The organism is Streptomyces sp. JH002 (genome assembly GCF_050916115.1).
GTDB classification, from domain to species: Bacteria; Actinomycetota; Actinomycetes; order Streptomycetales; family Streptomycetaceae; genus Streptomyces; species Streptomyces xiamenensis.
The window spans coordinates 3793436-3810373 of record NZ_CP087989.1; the positions used below are offsets into that span (position 1 = coordinate 3793436).

General features: G+C 72.2%; 17 protein-coding genes. 13 read left to right on the plus strand and 4 right to left on the minus strand.

Annotated elements, in window-relative coordinates; all coding sequences use genetic code 11:
* Positions 1-196 precede the first annotated feature (196 nt).
* From H7827_RS17230 to H7827_RS17260, 7 genes are all read left to right on the plus strand, one after another.
* Positions 197-889: a UbiX family flavin prenyltransferase gene (locus H7827_RS17230; protein WP_432746331.1), complete on the plus strand. Its 693-nt coding sequence runs from the start codon at positions 197-199 to the stop codon at positions 887-889.
* Positions 890-964: 75 nt separating this feature from the next.
* Positions 965-1426, plus strand: a complete 462-nt coding sequence (locus H7827_RS17235; protein WP_030736651.1) for an Lrp/AsnC family transcriptional regulator — start codon at positions 965-967, stop codon at positions 1424-1426.
* 83 nt (positions 1427-1509) lie between these two features.
* The gene (gene mqnE, locus H7827_RS17240) at positions 1510-2676 is read left to right on the plus strand and encodes an aminofutalosine synthase MqnE (RefSeq protein WP_030736649.1); all 1167 of its coding nucleotides are present in this window, start codon (positions 1510-1512) and stop codon (positions 2674-2676) included.
* 16 nt (positions 2677-2692) lie between these two features.
* Positions 2693-3211, plus strand: coding sequence for a GNAT family N-acetyltransferase (locus H7827_RS17245; RefSeq protein WP_432746333.1), 519 nt, complete (start codon positions 2693-2695; stop codon positions 3209-3211).
* 75 nt (positions 3212-3286) lie between these two features.
* A complete protein-coding gene (locus tag H7827_RS17250) occupies positions 3287-3598 on the plus strand; it encodes a DUF4229 domain-containing protein (protein WP_386539339.1) in 312 nt (103 codons plus the stop codon).
* A 355-nt stretch (positions 3599-3953) separates the two neighbouring features.
* Positions 3954-5336 carry a dicarboxylate/amino acid:cation symporter gene (locus H7827_RS17255; protein ID WP_432746335.1) on the plus strand — a complete coding sequence of 461 codons (1383 nt, stop codon included), beginning with the start codon at positions 3954-3956 and terminating at the stop codon, positions 5334-5336.
* A gap of 294 nt (positions 5337-5630) precedes the next feature.
* Entirely contained in the window at positions 5631-7532 is a 1902-nt protein-coding gene (locus H7827_RS17260) for an AMP-dependent synthetase/ligase (protein WP_432746337.1), read from the plus strand.
* A 70-nt stretch (positions 7533-7602) separates the two neighbouring features.
* Here H7827_RS17260 and H7827_RS17265 read toward each other — a convergent pair whose 3' ends face one another.
* Both H7827_RS17265 and H7827_RS17270 read right to left on the minus strand, forming a co-directional pair.
* Positions 7603-7968, minus strand: a complete 366-nt coding sequence (locus tag H7827_RS17265; protein ID WP_432746339.1) for an RDD family protein — start codon at positions 7966-7968, stop codon at positions 7603-7605.
* A gap of 170 nt (positions 7969-8138) precedes the next feature.
* Complete coding sequence (locus H7827_RS17270; protein WP_030736632.1) at positions 8139-8342, minus strand: cold-shock protein; 204 nt, start codon at positions 8340-8342, stop codon at positions 8139-8141.
* A 232-nt stretch (positions 8343-8574) separates the two neighbouring features.
* Between H7827_RS17270 and H7827_RS17275 the strand changes: the two genes are divergently transcribed.
* The 3 genes from H7827_RS17275 to mqnC all read left to right on the plus strand — a co-directional run bounded on the left by H7827_RS17275 (position 8575) and on the right by mqnC (position 12335).
* Positions 8575-9417, plus strand: coding sequence for a menaquinone biosynthetic enzyme MqnA/MqnD family protein (locus H7827_RS17275; protein ID WP_432746341.1), 843 nt, complete (start codon positions 8575-8577; stop codon positions 9415-9417).
* Between the two features lie 47 nt (positions 9418-9464).
* Entirely contained in the window at positions 9465-11072 is a 1608-nt protein-coding gene (locus tag H7827_RS17280; RefSeq protein ID WP_432746343.1) for a serine/threonine-protein kinase, read from the plus strand.
* Positions 11073-11138: 66 nt separating this feature from the next.
* The gene (mqnC, locus tag H7827_RS17285) at positions 11139-12335 is read left to right on the plus strand and encodes a cyclic dehypoxanthinyl futalosine synthase (protein ID WP_200366413.1); all 1197 of its coding nucleotides are present in this window, start codon (positions 11139-11141) and stop codon (positions 12333-12335) included.
* Between the two features lie 71 nt (positions 12336-12406).
* On the opposite strand, the gene H7827_RS17290 is transcribed toward mqnC, so the two are convergent.
* Both H7827_RS17290 and H7827_RS17295 read right to left on the minus strand, forming a co-directional pair.
* Positions 12407-12793, minus strand: coding sequence for a hypothetical protein (locus H7827_RS17290; RefSeq protein WP_432746346.1), 387 nt, complete (start codon positions 12791-12793; stop codon positions 12407-12409).
* Positions 12794-12950: 157 nt separating this feature from the next.
* Positions 12951-13823, minus strand: coding sequence for a DUF3152 domain-containing protein (locus tag H7827_RS17295; protein ID WP_432746348.1), 873 nt, complete (start codon positions 13821-13823; stop codon positions 12951-12953).
* Between the two features lie 103 nt (positions 13824-13926).
* Here H7827_RS17295 and H7827_RS17300 point away from each other — a divergent pair, with 103 nt between their 5' ends.
* The 3 genes from H7827_RS17300 to H7827_RS17310 all read left to right on the plus strand — a co-directional run bounded on the left by H7827_RS17300 (position 13927) and on the right by H7827_RS17310 (position 16882).
* Positions 13927-14628, plus strand: a complete 702-nt coding sequence (locus tag H7827_RS17300) for a demethylmenaquinone methyltransferase (RefSeq protein WP_200366418.1) — start codon at positions 13927-13929, stop codon at positions 14626-14628.
* A 96-nt stretch (positions 14629-14724) separates the two neighbouring features.
* A complete protein-coding gene (locus tag H7827_RS17305) occupies positions 14725-16011 on the plus strand; it encodes a geranylgeranyl reductase family protein (RefSeq protein ID WP_030736608.1) in 1287 nt (428 codons plus the stop codon).
* A 58-nt stretch (positions 16012-16069) separates the two neighbouring features.
* The gene (locus H7827_RS17310) at positions 16070-16882 is read left to right on the plus strand and encodes an aminotransferase class IV family protein (protein WP_432746350.1); all 813 of its coding nucleotides are present in this window, start codon (positions 16070-16072) and stop codon (positions 16880-16882) included.
* Positions 16883-16938: the final 56 nt, after the last annotated feature.

Genomic DNA, 16938 nt, shown 5'->3' on the forward strand with positions numbered 1-16938 from the left:
GTCGCGGGGTATCGATGTCGGGCTCCTGGGGCGTACGGGTGGGGGGACGGTGGTGCGGGCCGTGCGGTTCGGTGCGCCTCCAGTTTCCATGGGGCGGGCACCGCAGGAGCGCGCAGGCACTCTTCTGTGGCGAAGGCGTCACCGTCCGGTAAGGGGACTGTTAGCTCCCGCGGGCCGGTTCGTTACGCTCGGACCCATGCCGAGCAGCGCCGGAACGAGTGGGCGACGCCCCTGGATCGTGGGGGTGTCGGGGGCTTCGGGCACTCCGTACGCCGCCGCCGTGCTGCGGGCGCTGCTCGCCGCGGGGGAGGCGGTGGATCTGGTGGTCAGCCGGGCGGCCCGGCTCACCCTTCTGGACGAGACGGGCGCGCCGTTCCGCGACGCGCACTGGCGGGCGGATCTGACCGGCTGGCTGGAGCAGGGCGCCGACGGCAAGCCGGGCGTCTTCACGGTGGAGACGGGGGACGCCGTGCGGTACTGGCCGGCCGGCGACCTGGGCGCGGGGCCCTCCTCCGGCTCGTACCCGGCCAAGGGCATGCTGATCGTGCCGGCTTCGACGGCGGCCGTGGCGGGGGTGGCGCTCGGGCTCTCCAAGGACCTGCTGCAGCGGACCGCCTCGGTGACGCTGAAGGAGCGCAGGCCGCTGGTGGTGGCGGTGCGCGAGTCCCCGCTGACCGGGCCGACGCTGCGCCATCTGGTCGCGCTGGACGAGGCGGGCGCCGTGGTGGCCCCGGCCTCGCCCGCCTTCTACGCGGGGGCGCGCGACCTTCAGCAACTGGTGGACTTCGTCGCCGGGCGGGTGCTGGACGCGGCCGGGGTGCCCCACGCGCTGTACCGCCGTTGGGATGGAGAGCTGGGGGCGGCCGCCCGGCTGGACGGGCACAGTTAAGGTCACCGGGCTCGTATGCCTTAGATTCATCTGTGCACATCGACCGGACCAGGTGATGAGGAAGGCTCTGTGACGATGGACGCGGTGGACAGGCAGCTCATCCAGGCGTTGCGCGAGAACGGACGCGCCTCGTACGCGGAGCTGGGGCGCCTGGTGGGCCTGTCGGGGCCCAGTGTCACCGACCGCATCAACCGCCTGGAGGCGGCCGGGGTCCTCACGGGCTACCGGGCGACGGTGGACGCGCGCTCGCTGGGTCTGGGGGTGACGGCGCTGATCGGGATCCAGCTGTCGGACGCGGTGGACCACGAGGACGTCGCGGGGCGGCTGAAGGAGCTGGAGGAGATCGAGGACTGCTGGTTCATCGCCGGCGACGACTCGTTCATGGTCAAGGTGCGGGCCCCCGACGTGGACGGCCTGGAACGCACCATCCGGCGGCTCTCGGGGACCCAGGGTGTCTCCCGCACGCGCACCACGATCGTGCTCTCCACGAAGTGGGAGAACCGGGTCGGGGAACTGCCTGTCGGGGGTCAGGCGTAGGGTCAATGGGTGATGTGCGTGGGTACGTACGGGCGTGCGTGCCACGGACCGCCCACCGTGGTCGAGGCGAGGAGGCGCGAGGGATGGACGCGGGGCTCAAGCGGGACCTTGAGGAGAAGGTGCGTGCGGGGGAACGGCTGTCCCGGGAGGACGGCATCGCCCTGTACGAGGCGGACGATCTCGCGTGGCTGGGTGATCTGGCGCACGAGGTCCGTACCCGGAAGAACGGCGACGTCGTCCACTTCAACGTCAACCGTCACCTCAACATGACCAATGTGTGCACGGCTTCGTGCGCGTACTGCTCCTTCCAGCGCAAGCCGGGGGAGAAGGACGCGTACACCATGCGCATCGAGGAAGCGGTGCGGCTGGCGAAGGCCATGGAGGGCGACCGGCTCACCGAGCTGCACATCGTCAACGGGCTGCACCCGTCGCTGCCGTGGCGCTACTACCCGCGGTCGCTGCGGGCGCTGAAGGAAGTGCTGCCGGACACGGTGTCGCTCAAGGCGTTCACGGCGACCGAGATCCACCACTTCGAGTCGATCTCCGGCCTCTCCGCGTCCGAGATCCTCGACGAGCTGATCGACGCCGGTCTGGAGTCGCTGACCGGCGGCGGCGCGGAGATCTTCGACTGGGAGGTCCGCCAGCACATCGTGGACCACCGCACGCACTGGGAGGACTGGTCGCGCATCCACCGCCTGGCGCACGAGAAGGGGCTCAAGACCCCGGCCACCATGCTGTACGGCCACATCGAGGAGCGCCGGCACCGGGTGGACCACGTGCTGCGGCTGCGCGAGCTCCAGGACGAGACCGGCGGTTTCCAGGTCTTCATCCCGCTGCGCTACCAGCACGACTTCGTGGACATGAAGGACGGCAAGATCCGCAACCGGCTCCAGGCCCGCACCACGATGGCCACCGGCGCGGAGGCGCTGCGCACGTTCGCGGTCTCCCGGCTGCTGTTCGACAACGTGCCGCACGTGAAGGTCTTCTGGGTGATGCACGGCGTGCAGACCGCCCAGCTGGCCCTCCAGCACGGCGCGGACGACATGGACGGCTCGGTCGTGGAGTACAAGATCACCCACGACGCCGACAACTTCGGCACCCCGGACAAGCTGACCCGCGAGGACCTGCTGGAGCTGATCCGCGACGCCGGGTTCCGCCCGGTGGAGCGCAACACCCGGTACGAGATCGTGCGCGAGTACGACGGCCCGGACGCGGGGCGGCGCGAGTCGCCGCAGCCGATGCGGGTGTGAGGGGCGGATCGCCGCGGTGAGGTACGTACTCGATCCGGAGATCACCCCCGCCCTGCGCGGGGAGCTGGCCGGGCTGTGGGCCGGCGTGGTCAACGCGGGCGGGGCGGTGGGCTTTCCGCCCGGGATCGGCCCGGCCGACGTCCTGCCCGAGCTGGACCGGCACCTGACCGGCGTCGCCGCCGGCAGCACCCGGCTGCTGCTGGGCGTCGACGAGCACGGCACCGCCGCGGCGACCGCGTTCATCGCGCACACCGGCCACCCGCTGATGGGCCACTGGGTGTGGCTCAAGACGGTGATGGTGCGCCCGGACGTCCAGGGCGGCGGGGCCGGGCGGGACCTGATGGGCGCCGTGGCGGAGGCGGTCCGCGGCTTCGGCGGGATCAGCGCGATACGGCTGACCTGCCGCGGCGGCATGGGCCTCGAACGCTTCTACGCCTCCTGCGGCTACAAGGAGGTGGGCCGGGTCCCGGACGCGATCGCGGTCGGAGGCGGCGAGCTGCGCGACGACATCACCATGTGGATGCCGCTGACCTAGGGCCGCCGGCCGTGTGCTTGACTGGAACGGCCAACGACGCACAAACGCAGAGAACGCAGGAAAAGGGTCCCCACCGTGAGCAGCAGCACCAAGAGCGCGACGCTTCGCTATACGGGTCTGCGGCTGGCGATCTTCGCCGGCTGTTTCGTGGTGGTCGCCGTCCTCGCCTACGTCGGTGTCATCCCGGAGAGCTTCGGCGCCGCCAACCCGCTGTGGCTGCTGCTGCTGTCGATGCTGGTCTCGGCCCCGCTCAGCTTCGTGCTGCTGCGCGGTCAGCGCGACGCCATGTCGCAGGAGGTGGCCCCCCGGGTCGACCGTGCGATGAGCAAGCTGCGCAGCAACCAGGGTATGGAAGACGACGCGGATGACGCCGCCCGTTCCGCCTGAGCCCGCCCGGCCCGCCGCGCGCGGTCCGTTCACCCTTCCCGGCCCTTCCGCCGTCATGGGCGCCGCCCGTGCTCCCGGCGAACGCCGGTGTGAGCCGCGTCACGGCGTCCTGGTGCTACCGTGATGGACATGAACACAGCAGCCGCGCCGCGCCCCTTGCACGGGGTGCTTCTTGTCGCGCGCCTGCACATCGATCTGTGCCGCCGCCCCACCGCGGCCTGTTGCAGCTGATTCTTCCGTCGCCGGCCCTCTGGCCTTCCGGCCGCCCCGCGACGATCCTTCCTGCTGTGTGCCCCCGGGGCATCTCCCTGCCCCGAACCATCCCGAGACGTCATCCCTTGACCGGAGTGTGCCCGTGTCCTCCCCGTCCTCCCCCGCGGACTCCGCCGAGCCCGCAGGCCCGGCCTCCACCCCCACCAGATCCCGGCTGTCCCTGCCGCCGTTCTGGGCCCAGATCCTCATCGGCCTCGTGGCCGGTGTGCTGCTCGGCTGGATAGCCCGCAACTGGGAGGTGGACTGGCTGGCCCGCACCCTGGACGAGATAGGCGGCCGGTTCGTCCAGCTGCTGCGGCTGGCCGTCGCCCCGCTGGTGTTCTTCGCCATCGCCGTCTCCATCACCAACCTCCGCAAGGTCTCCAACGCCGCCCGGCTGGCCGGCCGCACCCTGCTGTGGTTCCTCATCACCTCCCTGGTCGCCGTGGCCATCGGTCTGGCCATCGGCCTGATCACCAACCCCGGCTCCGGCTCGGCGCTGACCGCCGCAGACGGCCAGGCCCCCGAGAACTCCGGCTCCTGGCTGGACTTCCTCACCGGCATCATCCCCACCGACGTGATCACGCCCTTCACCGAGCTGAAGGTCCTCCAGATCGTCTTCCTGGCCGCCGCCGTCGGCATCGCCGCGCTCCAGCTCGGTGAGAAGGCCGCCCCGCTGGTCACCTTCGGCGAGACCGCCCTGGCGCTGCTCCAGAAGGCCCTGTGGTGGATCATCCGGCTCGCCCCGCTGGGCACCCTCGGGCTGATCGGCCGCTCCATCAACAACTACGGCTGGGACCTGCTCGGCGACTACGCCACCTTCACCATCGACGTGTACGTGGGCTCGCTGCTGGTGCTGTTCGGCGTCTACCCGCTGCTGCTGCGCTTCACCGCCGGCCTCAACCCGATCCAGTTCTTCCGCGGTGCCTGGCCCGCCATCCAGCTGGCCTTCGTCTCCCGCTCCTCGGTGGGCACCCTGCCCGTCACCCAGCGCGTCACCGAGCGGCTCGGGGTGCCGAAGGAGTACACCTCCTTCGCCGTGCCGTTCGGCGCCACCACCAAGATGGACGGCTGCGCCGCGATCTACCCGGCGCTGGCCGCGATCTTCGTGGCGCAGATCTTCGACATCAGCCTCGGCGTCCAGGACTACGTGCTGATCGCGTTCGTGTCGGTGATCGGCTCCGCCGCCACCGCCGGGCTCACCGGCGCCACCGTGATGACCACGCTGACGCTGTCCACCCTGGGGCTGCCGCTGGAGGGCGTCGGCCTGCTGCTGGCGATCGACCCGATCCTGGACATGATCCGCACCGCCGTGAACGTGGCCGGCCAGGCCGCGGTGCCGGTGATCGTCGCGGCCCGCGAGAACATCCTGGACCGGGACGCGTACGACAACGCCAAGAGCTTCGACATCAACGAGGTGGACCGGGAGGACTCCGAGGCGTCCCGCTCGGCGAAGCCCTCGGGCCCGGCGGTGGCCACCGCCTAGCCCCCGGCCCGCCGCCTTCGACGCCGCCCGCCCCCTCCGCTCCGGAGGCGGCGGGCGGCGTCGTCCGCTTCCGGGACCGGGAGCCCTCCGGGCAGGGCTACCATGCCCATGGCAAGGAGAGAGCCGTGGGTACGCTGTGATCGCGCCGACCTTCCCCCGCCCTTGGGCGGATGTGTGCCGGTACGACCGCCGCCCCGCCGGACAAAGGCGTGCCGGTCCGGTGAAGGAGCCGGTCACGGCGCCACGCGGGCGGGCAGAATCCCGGAGAACCGCCGCACCGTGCCGGGAGTGCCCATGACGCCACCGCAAGACCCCCACGCACCACCCCCCGCCGTCATCCGTCCCCGGTTGCGCCGCGCGCACGGCGCCGTCGTCGAGGCCTCACTGCCCGCGCTGGTGCCCGCCGTCGAACAGGGCAGCCTCGCGGACATCCCGTTCGTCAACGCCCAGCAGGCCCCCGACGCCGTCGCGTTCAGCCGCAAGCACCGCGACGGCACCTGGTACGACGTCACCTGCGCCGAGTTCGCCGGCGAGGTGCTGGCCGTCGCCAAGGGCCTGATCGCCCACGGCCTGGCCCCCGGTGACCGGCTGGCCATCATGTCCCGCACCCGGTACGAGTGGACCCTCCTCGACTTCGCCGCCTGGGCCGCCGGGCTGATCACCGTGCCCGTGCACCCCACCGCCACCGCCCGCCAGGTCAGCTGGATCCTGCGGGACGCCGGAGCCCGGGCCTGCGCCGTGGAGGGCGTGGAGGAGGCTCGCACCCTCACCGCCATCCGCGCCGAACTCCCGCACCTGGAACACCTGTGGCAGCTCACCGCCATCCACGGCAGCGAATCCAGCGCCATCGGCCAGATCTCCGCCGCCGGCCGGGCCCTGCCGCACTCCGCCGTCGGTGAACGCCGCCGGCTGCTCACCCCGGGACACATCGCCACCCTCACCCACACCTCGGGCACCGCCGCCCTCCCACAGGGCTGCGTTCTCACCCACGCCCACCTGTTCACCAGGATCGACAACGCCATCGAGCTGCTCTACCCGATCCACCGCTCGCTGACCGACCGGCCGGCCGCCACCCTGCTCACCCTGCCGCTCGCCCACGCGCTGGGCCGCACCGTCGCCCTGAGCTGCGTCCGCGCCCGCATCCGGCTCGGGCACGCGCCCGGCGACGCCCTGCCCGACCTGGCCGGCTTCCGGCCCAGCTTCCTGGTCACCACCCCGCAGTTGCTGGAACGCGTCCACCACGCCACCCGCACCGCCGCCGAAGAGGCGGGCCGCGGCGCCGCCTTCGACCGCGGCGCCGCGCTCGCCCGCCGGATCGGCGCCGCCGTGCGGGCCGAACAGCACGGCACCGGCGACGGTCCCGGGCTGAGCCTGCGCGCCGGACGCTCGCTGTACGAGCCCACCGTCTACCGGCGGGTGCGGGAGGCCCTGGGCGGCGAGGTCCGCTTCGTGATCAGCGGCGGCGCCCCGCTCAGCGACTCCCTGGCGACCTTCTACGAGGGCGCCGGGATTCCCGTGCACGAGGCGTACGGCCTCACCGAGACGGCCGCCACCGCCGTGCTCGCCCCACCGCACGCCCCGCGCCTGGGCACCGTGGGCTGGCCGCTGCCCGGTACGGCGGTGCGCATCGCCGACGACGGCGAGATCCTGCTGCGCGGCGGCCAGATATGCAGCGGCTACTGGGACTCCCGCACCCGCAGCATCCGCCCCGTCACCGGCAACGGCGGCTGGCTGCCCACCGGCGACCTCGGCACGCTGGACGACGACGGCTATCTGACCGTCGACGGACGCAAGCAGGACCTCATCACCACGGCGGACGGCGGGCGCTTCGTCCCCGGACCGCTGGAACGGGCGGTACGCGCCGACCCGCTCATCGGCCACTGCGTGGTGGTCGGCGACCGACGCCCCTACCTCACCGCGCTGCTCACCCTGGACCCCGAAGGGCTCACCCAGTGGCTGCGGGCCGCCGGCCGCCGCCCCGCGGCGGCCGAGCGGATGGCCGAGGACCCCGAACTGCTGCGCCACATCCAGCGGGTGGTGGAGGACGCCGGACGCATCCAGCGATTCCGGCTGCTGCCCCGCCCCTTCACGGTCGCGTCCGGCTACCTGACCCCGGCCGGCACCCTGCGCCGGGCGGCGGTGCTGCGCGACCACCCCCGCGAGATCGAGGCCCTGTACGAGCGGCGGCAGCGGTGAACGACGCGCGGCCCGGGGGCGCGCGGGTCGCGGCGGGGCCGGCCGCGTGGTGCGGGACGGGCCGATTCAGCTAAGAGCGTAGGTCCCGGCGGCGCACCGTGCGGACCCCGCAGGCCTCGCCGAGGACATCGCCGTCCTCCAGCAGCATCGCGAGGATGAAGAGAAAGTAACCGGCGAGCCAACGGCGTACCGACTGGAACACACGCGGGCGTCCGATGTCGGTCACGCGGACCATCCGCAGACCCCACAGCAGCTTTCCGAGGCTCGCTCGAAAGAGACGGACCACAATCACATGATTGGCGAAGGATAGGCCGAGCGCCACGGCCGCCAGTACCGCCAGGAATTCACCCGGGCCATCGGTATCCGGGAACAATCCCCGGGCCAGGACGAGGCCCCCCATAAGTGCGAAAAGGACATCGGTGAACACGGCCGTCATCAGCCGGCCGGTCCCCGCTTCCGGGGGCAGTGCGGGGTGGGCGGAACGCTTTTTCTGTCGCACACATGACAGGACGCCGGTGCCGGGACGCGGGTTCCCGGAAAGGCAGGAGCCCCCGCCGATGGCGGGGGCTCCTTGGGTACTTCAATTCGACGCCCTAGGGCGGCGGATCAGGCCGGGGTGACGTTCTCGGCCTGCGGGCCCTTCGGACCCTGAGTGACGTCGAAGGTCACCTGCTGGCTTTCCTCAAGCGAGCGGAAGCCGGCAGCGTTGATGGCGGAGTAGTGCACGAAGACATCGGGGCCGCCGCCGTCCTGGGCGATGAAGCCGAAGCCCTTCTCGGCGTTGAACCACTTGACGGTTCCGGTAGCCATAAGCCCTCCCTGGGCCTATAAGGGTCGCCCTGCTCCAGAACCTGCAAGAAGTCTGAAAACGACGAAAGCCTGCGGTTACATGCTCCGCAGGCTCGTACTGCAAGGGAAACCAAACTGCAACTTGCTGCGAGCGTAGCACGCTGTGTGCACGACCGGAAGGATGGAAGTCCCCCGTCGGGGGGAATCGCAACTCGCGGCCGGCTCGCATGACACCAGGCGTACCCTCACAGGAGTGAGTACACACCCCCGGACCCGTCCCCGTGTCGGGCACATTCAGTTTCTGAACTGCCTCCCCCTGTACTGGGGCCTGGCCAGGACCGGCACGCTGCTGGATCTGGAACTCACCAAGGACACCCCCGAGAAGCTGAGCGAGCGCCTGGTCGCCGGGGACCTCGACATCGGACCGGTCACGCTCGTCGAGTACCTGCGGCACGCCGACGAACTGGTGGCCCTGCCCGACATCGCCGTGGGCTGCGACGGCCCGGTGATGTCCTGCGTGATCGTCGCCCAGAAGCCACTTGAGGAACTGGACGGGGCGCGCGTCGCCCTCGGGTCCACCTCCCGCACCTCCGTGCGCCTGGCCCGGCTGCTGCTCGCCGAACGGTTCGGCGTCACCCCCGACTACTACACCTGCCCGCCCGACCTGGGGCTGATGATGCAGGAGGCGGACGCCGCCGTCCTCATCGGGGACGCCGCGCTGCGCGCCGCCCTGCACGACGCGCCCCGGCTGGGGCTCCAGGTGCACGACCTGGGCCAGATGTGGCACGACTGGACGGGCCTGCCCTTCGTGTTCGCGGTCTGGGCGGTGCGCCCCGACTACCTGGAACGCGAGGAGGCGACGGTGCGCGAGGTGCACCGGGCGTTCCTCGCCTCGCGTGACCTGTCGCTGACCGAGGTGTCCAAGGTCGCCGAGCAGGCCGCGCGCTGGGAGGCGTTCGACGCCACCGTGCTGGAGCGGTACTTCACCACGCTGGACTTCCGCTTCGGCGAGCGGCAGCTGGGCGGGGCCCGGGAGTTCGCCCGCCGGATCGGCTTCGCGGGCGCGGACCGGGTACGGCTGCTGACGCCCGGCTGACGGGCGCCGCACGTACGGGGACAGAACAGGGACGGGGAGGACCGACGGTGGAGCCGCTGGCGAGCGACGACGCGCCCGTGGTGGGCGCGTACCGGCTGCTGCGCCGCCTGGACCGGGGCGGCATGGGCCGGGTGTACCTGGGCCGCAGCGCCGGGGGCCGTACGGTCGCGGTGAAGGTGGTGCACCCCCAGTTCGCCGTCGACGAGCGGTTCCGGGCGCGCTTCGCCCGTGAGGTGGCCGCGGCCCGGCTGGTGGGCGGCAGCGGCGCGTTCACGGCGCCGGTGCTGGACGCCGACCCGGACGCGGAGCTGCCCTGGGTGGCCACCGGCTACGTGGCCGGGCCCGATCTGCGGCGCACGGTGGGCGAGGTGGGGCCGCTGCCGGTGCGCACCGTACGGGCGCTGGGCGCGGGTCTGGCCGAGGCGCTGGTCGCGGTGCACGGGCACGGCCTGGTGCACCGGGACGTCAAGCCCTCCAACGTGCTGCTCGCGGTGGACGGGCCCCGGCTGATCGACTTCGGGATCGCGCGGGCCGTGGACGCGGCGGGCGAACTGACCGCCACCGGCGTCTCGCTGGGCTCGCCCGCGTACATGTCGCCCGAGCAGGTGCTGGGCGCGGAGGCCGGGGATTCCGGCGCGGTGGGCCCGGCCACGGATGTGTTCTCGCTGGGCGCGGTACTGGCGTACGCGGCGGCCGGGCGGCCGCCGTTCCCCGGGGAGTCGCTGACCCAGCTGCTGTACCAGGTGGTGCACCAGGCGCCCTCGCTCGCCGGGATCCCGCAGGAACTGCGCCCTCTGGTGGCGGCGATGCTGGCCAAGGAGCCGGCCGCGCGGCCCTCGCCCGGGGAGGTGGCGCGGGCGCTGGCCGGGGACGGCGGTGCGGCGCCCCTCGTGCGGGCCGGGTGGCTGCCGCCCGAGGTGGTCGAGGGCATCGGCCGGCGGGCCGTCGAACTGCTCGACCTGGACCTGGATGTGGCGCCGCAGCCGGACGGGGGCGCGGCCGCACCCGTACCGGCTCCCGCGTCCGCTCCCGCCGCAGCGTCCTCCCCGTCCGCCGTGCCGCCCGGTTTCGGCCCGGCGATCCCGCTGCCGGTGCCCGCCCCCGCCCCCGCCCTCCCGCCGGCGCCGCCCGTACCGCCCCGGCCGCGGCGCGTCCTGCGGGCCGCGCTCGCCGCCGTGCTGGTGCTGGGGCTCGCCGGGGCCGGCGTGTACGCCTTCACCCGCCCGGACACGGACGGCGCCGCGGACCCCGGGGACCCGGTGGTCGAGGAGAGCCCGCGCGAACCGGTGGCACGGGAACTTCCCGAGGGATTCCTGGGGGAGTGGCAGGGCGATCTGACCCTGGACATCGGCATCCCCGGCGGCCGGATGACGCTGACCATGGAAGGCGGCGCGGTCGGCGAGGAGACCGGCGTCGCCTCCACCAAGGACGTCCTGGGCATCTCCACCTGCGTGGACCGGATGACCCTGACCTCCGTCAGCGGGAACGAGGCGGTCTTCGAGGCGCGGCTGGACACCGAGCAGTCCACCCGGGGCACCTGTGTGACCGAGGAGTTCCGGATGGTCCTGCGGCTGGACGGCGAGGGGCAGGTGCTGCGCTATACCAGCGTGCACCCGGACAGCGGGGCACAGGGAGTGCTCAATCGTCCGGGTTAGCCCCTGGCGTACGCTGGCTCCCGGAATTGCCCACCCCTGTCTCCGCCCGCCGAAGGGACGCCCTCCATGGCCCTGAGTGCTCAGCTCAAGTCCGCGCTCGACCGAGCCGCCGACGGTGGCCGGATCTCTCCGGAGGAGGCGCTGGAGCTCTACCGCAGCGCTCCGCTGCACGCGCTGGGGCGCGCGGCGGACGCGGCACGCCGTAAGCGGTACGCGGGCACCGAGCACATCGCCACGTACATCATCGAGCGGAACATCAACTACACCAACGCCTGCGTCACCGCCTGCAAGTTCTGCGCCTTCTACGCCGCTCCCAAGAGCGAGGACGTGTGGACGCGGGACCTGGACGACATCCTGCGGCGCTGCGCGGAGACGGTGGAACTGGGCGGGACCCAGATCATGTTCCAGGGCGGGCACCACCCGGACTACGGCGTCGAGTACTACGAGCAGCACTTCTCGGCCATCAAGGCGGCCTTCCCGCAGCTGGTGATCCACTCGCTGGGCGCCTCCGAGATCGAGCACATGGCGCGGATCTCCGGGGTGTCGGCCGAGGAGGCGATCCGGCGCATCCACGCGGCCGGCCTGGACTCGTTCGCCGGCGCCGGGGCCGAACTGCTGCCGGAGCGCCCGCGCAAGGCCATCGCCCCGCTGAAGGAGTCGGGGGAGCGCTGGCTGGAGATCATGGAGACGGCGCACGGCCTGGGGGTCGAGTCGACGTCCACCATGCTGATGGGCACCGGCGAGACCAACGCCGAGCGGATCGAGCATCTGCGGATGATCCGCGACGTGCAGGACCGCACGGGCGGCTTCCGGGCGTTCATCCCGTACACCTACCAGCCCGAGAACAATCACCTGAAGGGCCGCACCCAGGCCACGATCTTCGAGTACCTGCGGCTCATCGCGATCGCCCGGCTGTTCCTGGACAACGTGGCGCACATCCAGGGCTCGTGGCTGACGACCGGCAAGGACGTGGGTCAGCTGACGCTGCACTACGGCGCGGACGACCTGGGGTCGGTCATGCTGGAGGAGAACGTGGTCTCCTCGGCCGGCGCCAAGCACCGTTCCAACCGGCTCGAACTCATCTCGCTGATCCGCTCGGCGGGCCGCGTCCCGGCGCAGCGGGCGACGACGTACGAGCACCTGGTGGTGCACGAGGACCCGGCGAACGACCCGGTGGACGACCGGGTGGTCTCCCACCTGTCCTCGACCGCGATCGAGGGCGGGACGGCCCACCCCGAGCTGAAGCTGCTCGACGCCCGCTAGCGGGTGGCCGGTGGCTGCCCCGGGCCGTGGGCCCGGCGCGGCCACCGGCCCTGCCGCTTCGCGCGGACCGGTCAGTTGCCGCCGAGCAGTGGGAGTCCGCCGAGCAGCGAGGTGACGGGGGCGGTGAGCCCGCCGAGCAGATCGTTGGTCGACGCGCCCTCGGAGAGCGGCTGCGTCAAGGTGGTGGTCCCCACCGGCTGGAAGTCGGCGACCTGGGTGTCCACCCCGTTGGTCAGCGGATCGGCCACGGTGCCCGCCAGCGGGTTCAGCTGGAGGTCGAGCGGGCCGGCGAGGCCGTAGGTCAGCGCGGTCTGGGTGCCGGCCAGCGCCGCGCCGATGTTGTCGGTGGTGGGAGAGGCGGAGGCGCCGCCGGCGGCGGCGACAACGGCCCCCGTGGCGGCCGCGGTGGCGGCGGCCAGCCGCAGCACGGGACGGGAGGGGCGGGAGTGGGAACCCATGAATTCCACCTGCTCGGATAGGAAGAAGCGATACGGAACCGGCACGTCACGCTAGTGGGGCAGGGACCCGCACTTCGCCTCGATCCGCCCCAAATCCACCGAACGGCGTAAGGCGCCGTCAACCGGTCAACCGGGTGGCTCCCCCACAGGGGGCCTGTCAGGGGACCCGGGGGCCGCTGATGTACGTGCCGTCCTCGTCGTACGGCCAGGCGTTGGCCTCGCAGCCGTCAAGACCCTTGATCTGCTGCATCATCGCGGGGGCCAGGGCGCCCTCCGCCGAGCAGCCCTCGTGGCCGTGGCCGAGCCGGTGGCCGACCTCGTGGTTGATGATCAGCGCCCGGTACTCGGTCACCGGCCCGGGGAACTGGGGCGAACCCTCCATCCAGCGCAGCAGGTTCACCACCACCGTCTGACCCACCTGGCAGTTGACCTCGCCGCCGGTGTCCAGCCCGTACTCGCCGCAGATGTCGTCCACCGTGCCGGGGGTGGCGACCTTCACCGTGAAGTCGACCGTGCCCTCCTCGGCGAGCTGGAAGGCGCTGATGCCGTCGGTGGTCCAGCCGCGCGGATCGGCCAGGATCGTCTCGATCTCCTGCGCGGTCTCCACCGGGTCCAGGTCGATGCCGTCCTCGATCTGCACCATGTAGCGGCGCACCGTGCCCTCGCCGACCCGGTGACCGGTGGCCGGGGCGGTGCGGAAGGTGCCGGGCCCGGTGGACGGGATGTCGATCGGCCGCACGTCCGGTGTCTCGTCCTGCTCCGGCTCCTCCTCGGCGTCCGCGCCGGACCCCGGCTCCTCGTCCTGGTCCGGGGCGGGTTCCGGCTCCTCCGCCGGGGGCGGAGCGGCGGCCGGGTCCTGCCCGGTACCGGCGTCGCCGTCCAGGAACAGCCGGGCTCCCATGCCCAGGACGACCAGCAGGACGAGGCCCGCGGCGGCGAAGAGGGCGACCGTCCGTCTGCGCCGCTGGAGCCTGCGGCGCCTCAGGACGGCACGGCCGGCACGGCGGATGGTTCGGTCTACGGAAGGCATCGGCGATGACGCTACAACACGTTGATCACTCCGGTGGCCTGGGTGTCCGACACCCGGGGGACCCTGCCCGCCACCACGGATCGCGACCCGCGACAATGGGACGGTGACCCGTGCCACGTTGGACAAGCAGCCCAGTGAAGTCGCCGCGATGTTCGACGCGGTGGCCGCGAAGTACGACCTGACCAATGATGTGCTGGCCCTGGGCCAGAACCGCCGCTGGCGCAAGGCCGTCGCCCGCGCCGTCGACGCCCGCCCCGGCGAGCGGGTCCTGGACCTCGCCGCCGGCACCGGCACCTCCTCCCTGCCCTTCGCCGCGGCCGGCGCGTACACCGTGCCGTGCGACTTCAGCATCGGGATGCTGAACGAGGGCAAGGGGCGCGAGCCCTGGCTGCCGTTCACCGCGGGGGACGCCACCAGGCTGCCGTTCCAGAACGATGTGTTCGACAAGGTGACCATTTCCTTCGGGCTGCGCAACGTCCAGGACACGGACGCGGCGCTGCGTGAACTGCTGCGCGTCACCCGGCCGGGCGGCCGGGTGGTGGTGTGCGAATTCAGCCACCCCACCTGGCAGCCGTTCCGCACCCTTTACACGGAGTACCTGATGCGGGGGTTGCCGCCGGTGGCCGAAAAGGTCTCCTCCAGCCCCGACGCGTACGTCTATCTCGCCGAGTCCATCCGTGCCTGGCCCGATCAGCCCGCCCTCGCGGCGCTGCTGCAGAAAGCCGGCTGGCAGCGGGTGGCCTGGCGCGACCTCACCGGCGGGATCGTCGCCCTGCACCGGGGGACGAAGCCCGCCGCCGCCTGACTGTGTCCGACCGTTCCGACCTGCCCGACCTCAGATCCGCTCATAGACTCGTAGCCGCCGAACCCGGACCGATGGGGAGAGCCGACCGTGGCTGACATCGATGCAAGCGCTTCCGAACACTCAGCTGATGTGATCGTCGTCGGAGCCGGACCGGCCGGCTCGACGACCGCGTACCACCTCGCCCAGGCCGGGCTCGACGTCCTGCTGCTGGAGAAGACCTCCTTCCCCCGGGAGAAGGTCTGCGGCGACGGACTGACCCCGCGCGCCACCAAGCAGCTCGTGGGCATGGGCATCGACGTCTCCGAGGAAGCCGGCTGGCTGCGCAACAAGGGCCTGCGGATCATCGGCGGCGGGCACCGGCTCCAGCTGGACTGGCCCGAGCTGGCCGCCTACCCCGACTACGGACTCGTGCGGCGCCGCGAGGACTTCGACGAACTGCTCGCGCGGCAGGCCGAGAAGGCCGGCGCCCAGCTGTTCGAGCGCTGCAACGTGACCGGCCCGATCCAGGACGACCGGGCCGCCGGCCGGATCGTCGGCGTCACCGCCAAGCTCGGCGAGGACAAGCGCCAGGTCACCTTCCGCGCCCCCGTCGTGGTCGCCGCCGACGGCAATTCCTCGCGGCTGTCGCTGGCCATGGGCCTGCACCGCAACGACAAGCGCCCGATGGGTGTGGCGGTGCGCACGTACTTCACCAGCCCGCGCCACGACGACGACTACCTGGAGTCCTGGCTGGAGCTGTGGGACCGGCGCGGCGACGAGCCGCGGCTGCTCCCCGGCTACGGCTGGATCTTCGGGATGGGCGACGGCACCTCCAACGTGGGCCTGGGCATCCTCAACAGCTCCAGCGCGTTCCGGGAGCTGGACTGGCGCGAGGTGCTCAAGGCGTGGTGCGCCTCCATGCCCGAGGAGTGGGGCTACACGCCGGAGAACATGAGCGGCCCGATCCGGGGCGCCGCGCTGCCGATGGCGTTCAACCGGAAGCCGCACTACTCGCGCGGACTGCTCCTGGTGGGTGACTCCGGCGGTCTGGTGAACCCGTTCAACGGCGAGGGCATCGCGTACGCCATGGAGTCCGGCGAGATCGCGGCCGAGGTGATCGTCCAGGCGCTGGCGCGGCAGTCCCCGGCGCAGCGGGAGCTGACGCTGCGGGCGTACCCGAAGACGCTCCAGGAGACGTACGGCGGCTACTACACGCTCGGCCGGGCGTTCGTGAAGCTGATCGGCAACCCGAAGATCATGAAGCTGGCGACCGACCGGGGGCTGTCGCACCCGGTGCTGATGCGCTTCACGCTCAAGCTGCTGGCGAACCTCACCGACCCGACCGGCGGGGACGCCATGGACCGGGTCATCAACGGGCTGGCGAAGGTCGCGCCGAAGGCGTAGCCCCGGTGCGGGTTCCCGCTTGACCTTGGCACTGATGTCAGGCCCTACCGTCCGGGGCATGACCTCTTCTTCTCTGCACGCCGTCCACCGTGGTGGGCGGGCGGCGAGCGCCGGGGACCTGGCCCCGCTCGCCTTCGCCGGTTACGCCCACTTCACCGCGCTCCAGGTGCGCGGGGGCCGGGCCAGGGGCCTGGATCTGCATCTGGAGCGGCTGCGCGGCGCGTCCGTCCACCTGTTCGGGCGGGCGCTGCCGGACGAGCGGGTGCGGGACGCGCTGCGGGCCGCGGTGGCGGCCGGGCCCGCGGACGTCTCGCTGACGGCGACCGTGTTCTCGGCGGCGGGGGAGTTCACGGCGGACGGGGACGGCGCGGAGCCGGAGCTGCTGGTGCGGACCGGGCCGCCGTCCACGGGCCCGGCCGGGCCGCTGCGGCTGATGGCGGTGGAGCACGAGCGGATGCTGCCGGGGCTCAAGCACGTCGGCGAGGTGGCCAAGACGTACTTCCTGCGGCGGGCGGTGGCGGCGGGCTTCGACGACGCGGCCTTCACCGACCGGCGGGGCCGGCTGAGCGAGGCCACCATCTGGAACCTGGCCTTCTGGGACGGCTCGGCGGTGGTGTGGCCCGAGGCCGAGTTGCTGACCGGTACGACGATGGGCATCGTGCGGCGCCGGCTGGCGGCGCTCGGGGTGCCGCAGCGGGTGCGGGAGGTGACGGTGGCCGATGTGCCGTCGCTGGCGGGGGCGGTGGTGATGAACTCCTGGACCCCCGGCGTACCGGTGCACGCGATCGGGCCGCACCCCGTGCCGGCGGCGCCGGACTTCACGGCGCTGCTGCGCCGGGCGTACGAGGCGGAGCCGCTCGTCGCGTTGTGAACGGGCCGGCCGCCCCGGCCCTACCGTTATCATTCTTGAGAATGATAACGTCGTTC

Bases quoted from the DNA above. Each gene is read 5' to 3' on its own strand.
- H7827_RS17230 (WP_432746331.1), top strand. From the start codon at position 197: ATGCCGAGCAGCGCCGGAACGAGTGGGCGACGCCCCTGGATCGTGGGG.
- H7827_RS17235 (WP_030736651.1), top strand. From the start codon at position 965: ATGGACGCGGTGGACAGGCAGCTCATCCAGGCGTTGCGCGAGAACGGA.
- mqnE (WP_030736649.1), top strand. From the start codon at position 1,510: ATGGACGCGGGGCTCAAGCGGGACCTTGAGGAGAAGGTGCGTGCGGGG.
- H7827_RS17260 (WP_432746337.1), top strand. From the start codon at position 5,631: ATGACGCCACCGCAAGACCCCCACGCACCACCCCCCGCCGTCATCCGT.
- H7827_RS17265 (WP_432746339.1), bottom strand. From the start codon at position 7,968: ATGACGGCCGTGTTCACCGATGTCCTTTTCGCACTTATGGGGGGCCTC.
- H7827_RS17270 (WP_030736632.1), bottom strand. From the start codon at position 8,342: ATGGCTACCGGAACCGTCAAGTGGTTCAACGCCGAGAAGGGCTTCGGC.
- mqnC (WP_200366413.1), top strand. From the start codon at position 11,139: ATGGCCCTGAGTGCTCAGCTCAAGTCCGCGCTCGACCGAGCCGCCGAC.
- H7827_RS17290 (WP_432746346.1), bottom strand. From the start codon at position 12,793: ATGGGTTCCCACTCCCGCCCCTCCCGTCCCGTGCTGCGGCTGGCCGCC.
- H7827_RS17295 (WP_432746348.1), bottom strand. From the start codon at position 13,823: ATGCCTTCCGTAGACCGAACCATCCGCCGTGCCGGCCGTGCCGTCCTG.
- H7827_RS17310 (WP_432746350.1), top strand. From the start codon at position 16,070: ATGACCTCTTCTTCTCTGCACGCCGTCCACCGTGGTGGGCGGGCGGCG.